At 62.6% G+C, this 12764-nt stretch carries 11 protein-coding genes and 2 pseudogenes; 7 read left to right on the top strand and 6 right to left on the bottom strand.

Annotation, left to right across the window (positions count from 1 at the left end):
* Positions 1 to 12 precede the first annotated feature (12 nt).
* From AC1RQK_RS38665 to AC1RQK_RS38640, 6 genes and pseudogenes are all read left to right on the top strand, one after another.
* A complete protein-coding gene (locus AC1RQK_RS38665; protein ID WP_492814776.1) occupies positions 13 to 252 on the top strand; it encodes a hypothetical protein in 240 nt (79 codons plus the stop codon).
* Positions 253 to 401: 149 nt separating this feature from the next.
* Positions 402 to 683, top strand: a pseudogene (locus tag AC1RQK_RS38660) (DNA-binding protein); the annotation flags it as partial.
* Between the two features lie 56 nt (positions 684 to 739).
* On the top strand, positions 740 to 1426 hold the full coding sequence (locus AC1RQK_RS38655; protein WP_492814774.1) for a hypothetical protein: 687 nt from the start codon (positions 740 to 742) through the stop codon (positions 1424 to 1426).
* 377 nt (positions 1427 to 1803) lie between these two features.
* A complete protein-coding gene (locus tag AC1RQK_RS38650) occupies positions 1804 to 2958 on the top strand; it encodes an ATP-binding protein (RefSeq protein ID WP_492814772.1) in 1155 nt (384 codons plus the stop codon).
* Between the two features lie 298 nt (positions 2959 to 3256).
* Complete coding sequence (locus AC1RQK_RS38645; RefSeq protein ID WP_492814770.1) at positions 3257 to 4543, top strand: hypothetical protein; 1287 nt, start codon at positions 3257 to 3259, stop codon at positions 4541 to 4543.
* A 168-nt stretch (positions 4544 to 4711) separates the two neighbouring features.
* Positions 4712 to 5527 (top strand): hypothetical protein, encoded by an 816-nt coding sequence (locus AC1RQK_RS38640; RefSeq protein WP_492814768.1) that lies wholly within the window; start codon positions 4712 to 4714, stop codon positions 5525 to 5527.
* Between the two features lie 313 nt (positions 5528 to 5840).
* Here the strand turns inward: AC1RQK_RS38640 and AC1RQK_RS38635 are convergent.
* The 4 genes and pseudogenes from AC1RQK_RS38635 to AC1RQK_RS38620 all read right to left on the bottom strand — a co-directional run.
* Positions 5841 to 6490 (bottom strand): annotated as a pseudogene (locus AC1RQK_RS38635) (Tn3 family transposase); the annotation flags it as partial.
* Positions 6491 to 7059: 569 nt separating this feature from the next.
* A complete protein-coding gene (locus tag AC1RQK_RS38630; RefSeq protein ID WP_492814766.1) occupies positions 7060 to 8238 on the bottom strand; it encodes a hypothetical protein in 1179 nt (392 codons plus the stop codon).
* A complete protein-coding gene (locus tag AC1RQK_RS38625) occupies positions 8235 to 8498 on the bottom strand; it encodes a hypothetical protein (RefSeq protein ID WP_492814764.1) in 264 nt (87 codons plus the stop codon). The genes AC1RQK_RS38630 and AC1RQK_RS38625 overlap by 4 nt, the downstream gene beginning before the upstream one ends.
* 166 nt (positions 8499 to 8664) lie before the next feature.
* Positions 8665 to 9216, bottom strand: coding sequence for an RNA polymerase factor sigma-70 (locus tag AC1RQK_RS38620; protein WP_492814762.1), 552 nt, complete (start codon positions 9214 to 9216; stop codon positions 8665 to 8667).
* 363 nt (positions 9217 to 9579) lie between these two features.
* On the opposite strand from AC1RQK_RS38620, the gene AC1RQK_RS38615 reads away from it, so the two are divergent.
* Positions 9580 to 10230 carry a 4'-phosphopantetheinyl transferase family protein gene (locus tag AC1RQK_RS38615; protein ID WP_492814760.1) on the top strand — a complete coding sequence of 217 codons (651 nt, stop codon included), beginning with the start codon at positions 9580 to 9582 and terminating at the stop codon, positions 10228 to 10230.
* Here AC1RQK_RS38615 and AC1RQK_RS38610 read toward each other — a convergent pair.
* A complete protein-coding gene (locus AC1RQK_RS38610) occupies positions 10194 to 11564 on the bottom strand; it encodes a lysine N(6)-hydroxylase/L-ornithine N(5)-oxygenase family protein (RefSeq protein ID WP_492814758.1) in 1371 nt (456 codons plus the stop codon). The genes AC1RQK_RS38615 and AC1RQK_RS38610 overlap by 37 nt on opposite strands.
* Before the next feature lie 67 nt (positions 11565 to 11631).
* Positions 11632 to 12699 (bottom strand): GNAT family N-acetyltransferase, encoded by a 1068-nt coding sequence (locus AC1RQK_RS38605; protein ID WP_492814809.1) that lies wholly within the window; start codon positions 12697 to 12699, stop codon positions 11632 to 11634.
* Positions 12700 to 12764 lie beyond the last annotated feature (65 nt).

The raw sequence follows: 12764 nt of genomic DNA, 5'->3' as shown, positions 1-12764 counted from the left end.
GCCGATGATGCGGTGGTTCACTGCCGCACGGAGGCACAGGCGAGGGCCGTGATGCAAGCCGCCATTGCTTCACGACTGGGCGAATGTGGGCTGACCATGCATCCGGAGAAGTCGAAGATCGTGTACTGCAAGGACAGCAACCGTAGAAGGCGTATCCGAACGTGCAGTTTACGTTTCTGGGCTTTACGTTCCGGCCCAGGGAAGCGCAGAGCCAGCAGGGCCGGCGCTTTACCAGTTTCCTGCCGGCGGTAAGCGGCGAGGCGCTCAAGCGGATGCGTGCGGTAGTGCGGGGGTGGCAGTGGTCGCGCCGAAGTCCAGCGACGTTGGCTGAGCTTGCGGAGCAATCCAATTCGGTCATCCGCGGTTGGTGAACCTACTATGGCGCTTTCTATCGGCGGGCGATGCGCGGTTTGTTCCGCATGACTGCCAGCCCTGAATCCACGTCTCCCGGCGCCGCCCTGCAGGCCACGCTCGCCGCCGACGTGGGAACCCTGAGTGCACAGTTCCCCGAGACGCGCGCGCTCTACCGCGAGGTCTGTGGCTTGCTGTTCTTCCGCTACGGGATCACGCCCACCGCCAACAAGCTCTACGGCCTGGTGCGCAAGGGCAGCATGGGCACGCCCACCGAGGTGCTGGCGCAGTTCTGGGGGGACCTACGCGACAAGATGCGCGTGACCATTGAACAGCCCGGTCTGCCGGATGCGCTCAAGGCGATCGCGGCCGACGCCGTGCAGTCGATATGGCGGCCGCCAACGAGGCGGTCGCCGGCGAACTGGCCGCCTTGCGCGCCGAAGCGCGGCTGCAGGCGAGCGAGGCGGAGGCGCAGCGCGACCAGGCGCGGGCGGCGGTGGCGGTGGCGGTGGCGGTGGCGGTGGCCGAGCAGGAGACAGCCGCTGTACAGGCCGAGCGCGACGCCGTCCAGCGCGCACGCGCGGTGCTGCAAGGCGAATTGGAAGCCGAGCGCCAGGCCCACGCGGCCGCGCGGGCGCGTCAGGAGGAGGGCGTGCGTCAGGTCGAGGCGCTCGAGCGGCAGTTGCTGGAGCTGCGTACCCAATTCTCGACGGACCTGGAGCGCACCCGCGAGCAGGTCGCCGTCGCGCAGGAGCGGGCCAGCGCCACCGAGCGCCGTGCGCTGCGCGAGATCGACCAGGAGCGCACGCTGCGCCAGAAGGCCGAGCAGGCGGCGGTGCAGGCGCGGTCGCAGGACGCCGCCGTGGCCAGTGCCGAGGCACGGGCAAGGCAGCACGCCGAGCGCGACACGCTCCGCCTGCAACTGGCGCAGGCGCAACAGGCGCTGGCGGATGGGCAGGCGGCGCAAGATGAGCTGCTGGCACAACTGGAAACGGCACTGCGGCGCGCCGAGCGGGCCGATGCGCAAGCCGCCGCGACGCGCGCCTGGTATCGCCCAGGCGGCGGGCGCCGGTGACGCGCACCAAGTTCAAGCCCGGGCCGGTCTAAGGGAGCGCCCGAGTGCGAGGGTGGGATTTGTCCACCGCGCCACGAGATAAGCCTGTGGACAAACCGCGCGGGGACGGCGGCCAAATAGGGCGCGGCCTTCCTTACGAGGAAATGTGGCGTTCCCGACTGCCGCCGTGCTCCCCCAAGGAGCCCTGGGATGTACCCAGTGCCCGCCACGTCAGCGCTCCATCGCGACAGACTCGCTTCGCCCTCTAGAATGTGCTGCAAGATATACATAATGAGCGGCGAAACCGTACAGATATGGCCCAAAATCCACAAATTAGCGACCTTGACTATAATCGACTATAGTTTGGTCTAATCGAACATATTCTAGGGAGCGTGCGGATGGAAGTTTTCAAACGAGAGGCACTAGCAACAGAGTTGGCCACCAAAATTCTGACGGTCTCACCGACTTCCGCGTCCAGTTCCGGCCTTTTTCTGGCGGCGCCAAGACGAACCGGCAAGTCGACCTTCTTAAGGGAGGATCTGCGGCCGGCGTTGGAGAACCTCGGTGCCCTTGTAGTCTATGCCGATCTGTGGGAAGACCGCCGAGCTGACCCAGGAGAGGTCATTGTCGGGGCCGTGCGGGCCGAGCTCGCGAGCCATGAAGGCGTCATTAAGCGACTCGCTCGCTCTGCCGGAATGGAGAAAATCGCGGTTGGCGGGATGTCGTTCTCCCTTGATCGGGTTGGCCTTGGCGAAGGGATTTCCCTGTCGGCGGCACTTGCCGCCCTATCGGATGATGCGGGCAAGCCCATTGTGCTGGTAATCGACGAAGCGCAGCAAGCGATTGTCAGTGAGAAGGGGAACGACGCCCTGTTCGCGTTAAAGGCCGCGCGGGATGAACTGAATAGCAGCAGACATAAGGGTCTGCGAATCGTCGCGACGGGCTCCAATCGTGACAAGCTGGCCATGCTTCGCAATAGCCGAGACCAGGCGTTCTACGGAGCTCCCCTCGTCAACTTCCCGGCGCTGGACATGGCCTATGTCCAATGGTTCTGTGATCGACTTGACTTGGGAGCCAAACTTGACCCGGCAGAGGTGTTCGAGCTGTTCAAGCGAGCCGCTTTCCGCCCGGAACTGTTGGGTGCTGCGGCTGATGCGCTTCGGTTTGAATTCGGACTTCCGGCAGGAGACATCCCCGCGAGATTTGCGGCCGCCGTTGAAGAGCAGATCGCGGTCAGCAACACCGAACAGATGCGCGTGGTTCACAGTCTGACGCCGCTTCAATCCACAGTTCTTCGAGTCATGGCCGTTCGGGGGAGCAATTACGCGCCGTTCGAGGCAGCCACCATGGAGGCGTATGACGCCGTCTTGAAGGCGATTGCCCCGGGCGCCGACGCGAGAGTCGATGTTTCGAATGCCCAGCAGGCGCTTTCTGCGCTCCAGGACAAAGCGCTTGTATGGCGGGCAGCGCGCGGCGTCTACGCGCTCGAGGAGACCGGATTGGCGAGTCTGATGCAGCAGGCGGGAATGCTGAAGCCAGTGCCGGCGGCATAGGGGGCATGCCGGGATAAAGCCGGAAATGACACATAAGGCTGGAAGTAATAAAGAACGCGACTTTTATGTGCGCGACGGGTCGGCCGCTCTAGCGCTCGCTCGAGCGCTCGCTCTAGCGCAGCGTAAGTCTCCGCATAATAAATTCTAATTCGATATCCGGGTTGAAATGAAATAAACCGCGGAAGGAAACAACCCTACTAAGAAGGGGTGCAAACTTCCTTTGGAAGTTACTATTATTAGTTGCCGTAAAAATACAAGAAAACTACGCCCGTAAATTTTGGCTCCAGGGGAAGAAGTCATGAATATAACAGCCACTTATGATGGTGGTAGGGTTCTGCCTGTACTGCGTCTACTATCTATCGCGAGCTTTCTAGGGGTGCTTGAGGGCTGCGCACCCTACAGCTTTCCACCTGTTACGGATTACTGTCCGCCAAGTGGTTCTGTCGCCGTTGCGGGTGCTCCTGCCGCGACAAATGGAGCAGAATGTACAGATTTGCCGTGGGTCGCGACCGAAGTTCGGAGTATCGGCGGTATTGCAAAGAGCAAAGGTGACGAGGTGAATAACAAGGCCATCGCGTCACAGGTCTTGGATGTGGCTACCTTCGGTCTTGCGACGGGATTTGCCGTTAAGGTAGTCCATGGCGGTGCACTAACTAATAGCGCGAAGAATCTGGCATTGGCTGCGGGCGCCAGCTACACCGCAGGCACTTTGTTCTTTCCTCGCGCATCCGAGCAGGCATATCTCGATACAAGTGATGCTCTGTACTGTGTGGCGCAACATGGTAATAATTTGTTGGTCACCTATGGTGATGTGCGAAGAAAGGCAGACCTCGAGTGGAAGAAGGTGGGATCGCCACCTGCTGCGTGTTTGCGGGAAAAGCAGTACCTTGATATGAAGGCGGCAAAAGAAAAGTCGGATGCATCGCTGAATGCGGTCGCGGCGTCGGATAAGCTTCTAGCCCAGTTGCTAAACAATGCAAAGTCAGAAGCTCTCAAATCATTGAGGAAGCAATCTGCTGCCTTACGACCCAGTCCAGAAGCTTTCCTGCATGCCGGTGACAGTGCACTTGCCGTTGGCAACACGCTAACCACTTCTAGTTACTCTACGGCAGCCGTACTACCCGGCGCGAAGGGAGGGCCGGCTGCGGCGGTACTGCCAGTGGTGCCTCAATGCAAAGGCGAAGATCTTGCGACGTTCGACAAATACAAGGTCACGTTCGAGGCGCTCGCTGCAACGATAAGTACGCCGGTCAATAATTTGAGCGATTTGTCGAAAGCATGCTCGACCACCGCTGTCGCGTCAGGGGTAACAGCATTAAAGGTCAGTCAAGATACCGTAACACTCCACCCAGGAGACGAGGGGTTCGTTCTCACTGTGAGCGGCGGGCGCGCACCAATTCGGGCTTCATGGATAGGCGAGAGACCGTCGGTAAAAGAGGCGGTCTATACGTGGCGCGAAGCCGATCGGGAAATACTTCTCCAAGAACCGTCCGGCGCGACTGGGGGCAACGCATATACGCTGCGCGTATTCGACAGCAGTCTCATGCCAAATACAACCGAAATTAAGGTAAAGACTTCGAAGTAAAGATGCGGAGGCAGATTCCATCATAGCTGGATGATCAATGCATGAACCAGCAGGCGGGAGGATTTGAAGGCAAAGTTAGCGGATACCTCAAATCATCGTAGATCGAGGATGCATTATGCGCAGCGCAGAAACGACTGCACTACTAATACGGTTTAACAGGAGGAAACGATGAAAATTTTCTACGTTCTTGCAATACTTCTCTCGTCCGCTATAACGGCGCACGCGCAAGATTCCTGCCGGATGGAAAAGTGGATAAAGTACGGTGGTGTCACACTTTTCAAAGAAAAACGGACCGGATATTACATGTTCGTTGTCCAAGAAGTGAAGGTGGACGCGGACGGCGCTCCGAACGCCTATCATCCGGACGATGTTGGGCTAAATTGTGTGTCAGGGACGGGCTTCAAAGGGCTCGATTGTCCGGCTAATGGCGGGTATCCGTCTCAATCTTGGTGGCGATCTGCAATCGTCCCGGATCCGCATCGCAATGACGTGGCATATGTCCAGCCAGACGGAGAGTTCAAAGGCTTCTTCGTCTCACAGACTTCGTTGAAGGACGCGTCGAAACCGGCTATAGATCCCTCGAAGTATGTGGATGCGTCCTCAGTCCCTTATCTCGTTTTTCCTGGAAATTTCTATAAGCTCGCGGGTACAGGAACTGTCGGAGACCTGGGATTTGCGATTAATCTCGACAATGGAAAACAGTCACCGTTTATCGTGGCAGAAGTCGGCCCTCCCAAGGCGAGATTAGGCGAGATGTCGATCGCACTGGGCTCGGCATTGGGCGGAAACAATCCGAATCCACGAACCGGTGCAGGGGTTCCTCGAGGCAACATGGCTTTCATCGTCTTCCCGCGCTCCAAAGCGTCGCCTCCTTGGCCGATGCCATCGGACAAGTTCGCGACAGACCCATTGACACGCTTGAACGAGGTTGGTGGGAGTGAAATGCTGCGGTCTTGCGCTGTCAAGGCGCTAGAGCGCCGGTGAGTTCGTAGCCGGTATCGCTTTGTTTTCGCTGCAGTTTACCGGGGCAGCAGCCCCCAGTATTCATGCGGGTTTCCGGTCGGTTCCCCAATAAATTCCCGCAAAATCAAACACTTGCTGACTGGTCCATTCCCCGTATCCGCAGATGTACCGATCGCGACACAAGCATGGCCGCGGAGGCAGGGATGTAAGCCTCCAAAAGGCTTAATCGCGGCCGACGGATGGACCGACGCCAAGCCTTTGCCGGCAGGGGATATATGCCGCTGATGCGCAGGTCTTTGGCACCGTCGTCTGAGCCGCTTTCAAAGCAAAATGGTCATGCCGTACGCCACTGCGAAGGTGAGTCGGGCTGGAACGCCGAAGTGGGCATGAGCCGGTGCGCATAGCGCGCGATGGGAAACTCAAAAGTGCCCCGCAGATTGATTCCCTCGATATGGGTGGGACCGATATGCCGAAGGCCCTCAGATCGAGTCGAGTCGAGTCGCCGCCGATCTTCTCGAGGATGTTCCAGCTGCGTTGCATGTGCATCGTATTCCAAGCCATCACCGAATTGGATAGCAAGGTCAAGGCCGATGACACTGCCGCCAGCGACGCGTCATGGCGGGCCAGCTCGATCGGTATCTTGCCGGAATGGATCGCCCGCTGGAGAATGTGCACCGCTTCACCGCGGTTCAGCGCGTGCTGCATCTCATGGCGAAATGCGGTATTCGTGAAATAGTCGATCAGGAAGATCGTACGAAACAACCGTCCGAGATGCATGCCGGCCTCATAGACGAGTTGTCCGCGCGCCGCCACCCCAAAGCGCGTAAGTGCCTGGACTGCTGTGCATTGCCCGCTTTGCACGGATGCCGCAATCCGCACCAGCTCGTCCCAGGCGCACTCAATGAGGCTCAGTCGACGCCCGCCCGGCCTCCAGCCGCGCCAGGGTTGCGGCATGCGCTTGCCGCTCGGCATGACGCGCCTCCGATGTTCACCTTGTCGCCCCGCTGCGGTAAGCCCCCTTGGGGACGACGCCTGCGCCAGATGGTGGGCGACGAGCGCCAGCAGCGCGTTGTGGGTGGGTGCGGTGGACGGTTGCACCTCTGCCGGTACGGGCGCCGGTGCGGCGGCATCGTCGCCGCGCACCACGTGCAGCCGTGCCGCCACATCGGGATCGCCCGCAAACCGCTCGGCCAGCAGGAACAGCGGGCCGGCGATAGTGTCGAGTACGCCCAGCAGCTGCCGATGCAGGTCCAGCCACGCGGGCGCCGGTCCCACCGACGCTGGCTCGTAGCGCGCCAGCGCAAGGTCCTGCGCGATCGCGCCTTGCAGGCCGAAGGCGGTGGCCGCGTGCTGGCGCCGCAGCCGCGTCGCGGGCGTCTGGATCAGCTGGTGCCACTGGGCCACCAGCGACGCCAGCGCCGTCTCGATGCGTCCGGCGACGCTGACCGACCAGATCCGCGTGAACACCACGTACACCGCCAGATTGCCGATAACTATGCCGATGACCCGGTCGCGCGCGATGGTCAGGGCGAAACCGGGCGCCGCGCCCTGGATCACAGGCGATCTGGAAGCCGGCATGGGCGATTCGCGGCGAACCTTGCGCCACCCATGCCGACAGCCACGTCCCCACGAAAACTAGCACGACAAGGCCCGCCACCGACGAGAGCGCCGGCACCACGTAGACCAGGGCGGCGGTGCCGAGCGACACCACATAGCACGTAATGAAGCACGTATGAATGCCGGGCCAGTTCAGTTGCTGGTGGAGCAGGTAGCAGAACATCGCCGCGCCCGTGGTTTTCAGGGCGTAGTGAATGTGGACGCGGTTCGTCCAGGCGTCGGCGCCGAGGAAACCGCCCGATTTCGCGGGCGCCGGGGCCGGCTTTGCGTGCGGCGCTGCGCCGGCTTCTGAGGCTTCCGGTTCCGCGTAGCGCTCGATCGCCATGCGGAGTTCCCTGCAGACCGACTGCTGGACCGGCGTCAACGCCGCGTCGGGTAGCGGCAGCGTGATGTCGACGGGATAGCCGCCGGCGTCGAGCATGCGCGCCATCGCTTCGAGCGTATCGGCAATCGGTTCGGTCTGCGAAGCTGGCGGCCTTGCTCCCTGCTGCCTGCAGGCCACGTCGGCTGCCATCGGGATCGCCACGGTCAACGTCGCAGCCTGCACGAATGCGGCGGCGTCCGTGGCGCTCGCACTGCCCTCGAAGCGGGCGAGCTTCAGCCAGCCGGCCATGGGCTGCACGCCATCGCGCAGGACCTGGCCGGTCGCCCGCGGGCCGACGTGGCGACGGATCGATGGCGAGGTTGACCACGACGTTGGCACCGATGGGAATCGCGACCATCAGCCACGCATAGAGCAGCCCGCGCGTGGCCAGTTCACCGGAGTGCACGACGCCCAGTTCGTCGAGACCGATGCCGATGATCATGGCGAGAATGGCGCCAATGGGTCGCAGCTTCCTGGCGGACCTCAGGAACAGCAGGCCGGCGGACAGCACCGCCATGCACGCAACGCGCAGGATCGAGCTGTCGAGCGTGAAATCGGCCAGTCCGATCACCAGGCCGATGGTGTGTCGCCGCGTGCCCAGCATCGCGCGGGCGAGGTCCGCATCGAGCGAGGCGTCGTCCGAAGCGGGATAGCGGACGGTGCGTTCGTACGCGTAGACCGACAGGAGGCCGGCGAGCAGGACGATCAGCTTTCCGCGCAGCGGTCCGCGGCGGACACCGGCCATTTTCATAGGATGTGCCCCGTACCGGGGAGCCAGACGATCTCAGCCATCATCAGGCCGATTGCCGTGTTGACGAGCAGCGGGAAACCGAGAATATCCGCCCAGCCCGTGGCGATGAGGATGCGCCAGGCAACGATGGCGCCCGCGATGCCAATCACGGCGCTCAGCAGCCAGAGCGGGAAATAGGCTCTAAACAAGCCTATGGATGGGGGGCCGGCACAACCAGACAGCGAAGCGGCCAACGCGACGAGCGCAAGCGAGCGTGCCATGGAATCGGGGGGCGGAATCGGTTCACGCAATATAGCAGTGCCGATTCCGGATTGTCCAAGGGGGCTCGGTGGATTGGCAACTCGGAGGCTTCGGTCAGCCTTGCCAGCGGGGGGCCGGCCATGATAACGGCGTGGCGGCGATTCGAGGCGGTCTTGGGTGCGCCAGTCAGATGGCCTGCTGGCGGGTCAATCGGGCACGACAATGGATGCAGGCATCGCGCACCATGAAATTCACGAGCGTCGGCGAGACGCCGAGTTCCGAAGCAATATCCTTCTGCGCCATGCCCTGCACGCGGCACATCTCGAACGCGCGTTGCGTGCGCTCCGGCAGTTCGGCCAGCGCGCCCATCAGCGCGCACAGCGCCTGGCGATCCCGGACGATGATGTCGGGCAGCGTGGCCGGGGAGGGCGCGTTGACGCCTTCGTCCTCCGGCGCCATCCATTTCTGTTCCAGCGACTGCCGTCGGTACGTGTCGATCGCCAGGTTTCGAACGATCTGGAACAGGTAGCTGAGACGACTGCGGATCGACGGCTCGTCCGTCATGGTGCGCAAGCGCAGGAAGGCGTCCTGCACCACGTCTTCGGCCTCGTCGCGAGAACCCACGATGCGGGCCGCGGCACCCACCAGCGCACGTCGATTTGCCACGAAAAGCCCCAACAGCGTGTCCGCGCCAAGGACGGGCGTCAGACTGGTGCCAATTTCGGTTAAGGGAATCACGGGGGCGGCTCCTTGAATTGGTGCAGTGCGGAGCAGGTACGTTAATAAGAATGAGAATGATAGTCAATTAATAAAAAAGTAACACTGTTGTTAGTAAAGATGAGATTTCGATCACGATTTCGGGATGTGAAAGCCATTAAATTTCGCCTTTGCTCATTCGTCTAGGCTGCGGTTGATCCGCCTTGGCAACCACGTGACGCATCGGCTGGCCCATCTAAATAGATACGCTCGCCGTACGTCATGGCCTTAATGGAGATCCGATTCGCCCCGGGCGTGCCGCCCCTCACATCTCTTCCCAGTCCGATGCCGAGTGTCGCGCTGTGGCAGTTGCATCTCGACGGGAAAAGCGCCCCAAGGCGCATATTGATCGAGTGCCTGAACGCCGAAGAGCAAGCCCATGCGGCGAATCTTCGGCTGCAATCCGACCGACTGCGCTACGCCGCCACCCGCGCCGCACTGCGCGCGCTGTTGGGGCGGAGGCTTGGCCTGCCTGCCGATTCCCTGCGCTTTGAAACCGGCCCGCACGGCAAGCCATGGCTAGATATTTCGGCGGCCCCGGGATTCAACGTGTCGCATGCGGGAGATTTCGCGTGGATCGCCCTGGCGGAGGGCGGCGGGGAGGTGGGGGTCGATATCGAACGGATCGACCCCGGACTAGGGCAGGACTCGCTGCGCGAGATGGCGGCGCACTGCCTGACCGCGCGGGAGCGCGAATGGCTCGAAACCATGCCGGCGGCGGCATGGCCCGAGGCGTTTCACCTGCTATGGACCGCCAAGGAAGCCTTGCTGAAGGCGCTGGGGCTGGGGATTGCCGACCACCTGCAGCACGTTTCGGTGGCCGTCGATACGAAACAAGGCGATGTGGGCGACGCGCACGGCGCGCGCTGGCTCGCCGTCCGCCCAGAATCCGGCCAGCTCGCTGCCCATGCGGCAGCGCTGGCGCGGACCCGGCTCTATCGGCTGGACGCGCCTCCGGGCTATGCCGCGGCAATGGCCTGGTTGCCACCCTTCTGAACCGTAGACGGGGCCCAGCAACGATCGTGATTCGCGCTCAATGCATCGTGGATCGCCCCGGCGATTTCCTCGGCGCGCACGGGCAGCACGGACAGCAGCGTATCGCTCAGACCATGGCTGCTCTGGCAGAAGCCCTGGAGGTACACGGGCACGGCCAGCTCCGGCGCCGCCTGCACGCGATAGTTGCGATCCACCGAAAAGTCTCCGAGATAGCGCGCCAGCGGCTCCAGCAGGCGACGATGGCTTTCGCGCTCGTAGCCGGTGGCCAGCACCACGGCGTCATAGCGGCGCGTCTCGGAATCGGCATCGATACCCGCGCCGGGCGCCGTCGTGACGACCGTCAGCTCGATCCCATTCGCACCGCCATGGGCGGCCCGCACGGCCTTGCACGTCAGCAGGTTCGCGCGGAACTGGCCGCTGACCTTCTGGCGATACAGCATCGCGTAGATCTGCTCGATCAGGTCGGCGTCGATGACCGAGTAGTTCGTGTTCAGGTACGCCTCGATCAGCCGGTCACGGCCAGCCTGGGCCTGCTCGAACACCACGTCGGTATAGGCCGGCGCGAAGATCTCGTTGACGAACGGGCTGTCGTCAGCGGGTTTCAGCGCCGCGCCGCGCACCATCCAGTCCACCTTTACCGACGGATAGTTGTCGTGAAGGTCGATGAACGCCTCGGCAGCGCTCTGGCCGGCGCCGATCACGGCAATCCGCATCGGCTTGCCGCCCACGCAGGGCTGGTTGCGGATCCAGTTCAGATAGCCGCTATGGTGCGTGACCCGGCTGTCATCGCGCATGCCGCGGAACGCTTCCGGAATGCGCGGCGTGCCGCCGGTCGACAGCACGATGGAACGTGCCACGCGGGTGCGTTCGCGCCCCTGCGCATCGCGCGAGATCACGCGCACGCGGTCGATCCTGCCGCCATCCATCTCGGGCTCGATCGTCTGCACCTCTTCGCCCAGACTGCATTGCCCCGCGAAGTGGCCCGCGGCCCAGCGCAGATAGTCGTTGTACTCCATGCGGCTCGGATAGAACGTGCGCAGGTTGATGAAGTCCACCAGTCGCCCGTGGCGATGCAGGTAGTTCACGAAGCTGTACGGACTGGTCGGGTTGCGCATCGACACGAGGTCTTTCAGGAACGAGATCTGCATCTCGCTCTGCGAAACCAGCGTGTTGCCGTGCCACTGGTAGTTCTGCTGCTTTTCCAGGAAGTGCGCGTCGAGCGGCCGGCCGGAAGCCGCCTGCTCCTGAAGCGCGATAGCCAGGGCCAGGTTCGATGGCCCGAAGCCGATGCCGACCAGATCGTGGACGGCGGGAGAGATGTCGCGGAGCGTCATGTTTCGGTCCTTGCTGAGCAATCAGGAAAGAGGGAAGAGGGCGCACGCGCGCCCCGTGGCAGAGGAATCAGTTGCGTGGCATGGCTGGCGCCGTGGTGTCCGGCAAGAGCCGGTGTTCGCAGAAGAACCGCTCGCGCAGCAGCATCACGAGCATCGCGCGCTTGTGCGGGAAGTCGAACTCCTTGATCTTCGAAAAGCCCGCCTTGTCAAGGTTGGCGATCTGGCGCACGTGGTCGGCGCGCGGCTCGCCGACGATGCGCTGCGTGCGCGGATCGTCCAGGAACTGGTAGTGCTGGATGGCCGGGAACCACGCCGTCAGGAACGCCTTGCCCCGGAACGCCGGTTCGCCAATCAGCACGTGCCAGCCGCGATCGTGATCGAGCGCATCGTAGAACGGCGCGATGCGGTTTTCCTTGGCCCAGTACACCTCGAAATAGCCGAAGGGCGTGTCGTCGAACGACGCGATCAGCGGCAACATATGCGGATCGTCGATCAGCCCTTGCAGATAGGCGCGATGCTTGGCCTCGTCGCCTTCCTCGTTCCAGAAGTAGGCGACATCCGGATCGTTCATCCAGCGATGCAGCAGCGGCAGATCCCGCTCCAGTTCAGCGGCGCGCAGCATCAGCGTCTTGTCGAGCCACGGGATATGGCGCGCATAGACCACGCCATCCGGCTTGCCCGGCCGCAGCGGATGGCGCTTGCCATCGGTCATCGCATAGCGCAGCGGGAACGGCCCTTCGGACGCTGCCATGTACAACTCGGGGCGTTGCCAAAGCAGGCTGGCGTGCGCAGTACACGCGATACCACCACGCGCGCCACCGGGCTCGCGCAGCAACGCGCCGATCTGGTGAAGACGATCCTGTGCGCCGCGCGATTCGATATCGACGCGCAGCGCGTACGGCGCGCCGTTGGCGAAAGCGGCATCCAGCGCGGCCATCGTCGCATGGGCCAGTTCGTGGTCATCGGCGTGGCTGTCGTGCAGGCGCAGCACGTCGCCAGCGAACTGGAAGCTGGCAAGGGGCTGGCCGTCCCTCGTAACCGTCAGGCGCGAACCGTCGTAGCGGCTCTCGCGGCGCAACGTGGGCTGCGCCGCGAACGACAGGTGGCGCGAAAAAGGAGCAAGCGTTGTCGGCATATGGATCTTCGTGTCTGGCATGGCATTCGTTGGACGGTGCATGACGTCTGCCGTCATGCCTATCG

The organism is Cupriavidus sp. GW822-FHT02D05, from assembly GCF_058802485.1.
The sequence above is the reverse complement of the archived record's forward strand: the minus strand, read 5'-3'. Positions and strand labels throughout refer to the sequence as shown.

Excerpts from the sequence above, each read along its gene's own strand:
- AC1RQK_RS38655 (WP_492814774.1), top strand. The coding sequence starts at position 740 with ATGGCGGCCGCCAACGAGGCGGTCGCCGGCGAACTGGCCGCCTTGCGC.
- AC1RQK_RS38650 (WP_492814772.1), top strand. The coding sequence starts at position 1,804 with ATGGAAGTTTTCAAACGAGAGGCACTAGCAACAGAGTTGGCCACCAAA.
- AC1RQK_RS38645 (WP_492814770.1), top strand. The coding sequence starts at position 3,257 with ATGAATATAACAGCCACTTATGATGGTGGTAGGGTTCTGCCTGTACTG.
- AC1RQK_RS38640 (WP_492814768.1), top strand. The coding sequence starts at position 4,712 with ATGAAAATTTTCTACGTTCTTGCAATACTTCTCTCGTCCGCTATAACG.
- AC1RQK_RS38630 (WP_492814766.1), bottom strand. The coding sequence starts at position 8,238 with ATGAAAATGGCCGGTGTCCGCCGCGGACCGCTGCGCGGAAAGCTGATC.
- AC1RQK_RS38625 (WP_492814764.1), bottom strand. The coding sequence starts at position 8,498 with ATGGCACGCTCGCTTGCGCTCGTCGCGTTGGCCGCTTCGCTGTCTGGT.
- AC1RQK_RS38610 (WP_492814758.1), bottom strand. The coding sequence starts at position 11,564 with ATGACGCTCCGCGACATCTCTCCCGCCGTCCACGATCTGGTCGGCATC.
- AC1RQK_RS38605 (WP_492814809.1), bottom strand. The coding sequence starts at position 12,699 with ATGCCGACAACGCTTGCTCCTTTTTCGCGCCACCTGTCGTTCGCGGCG.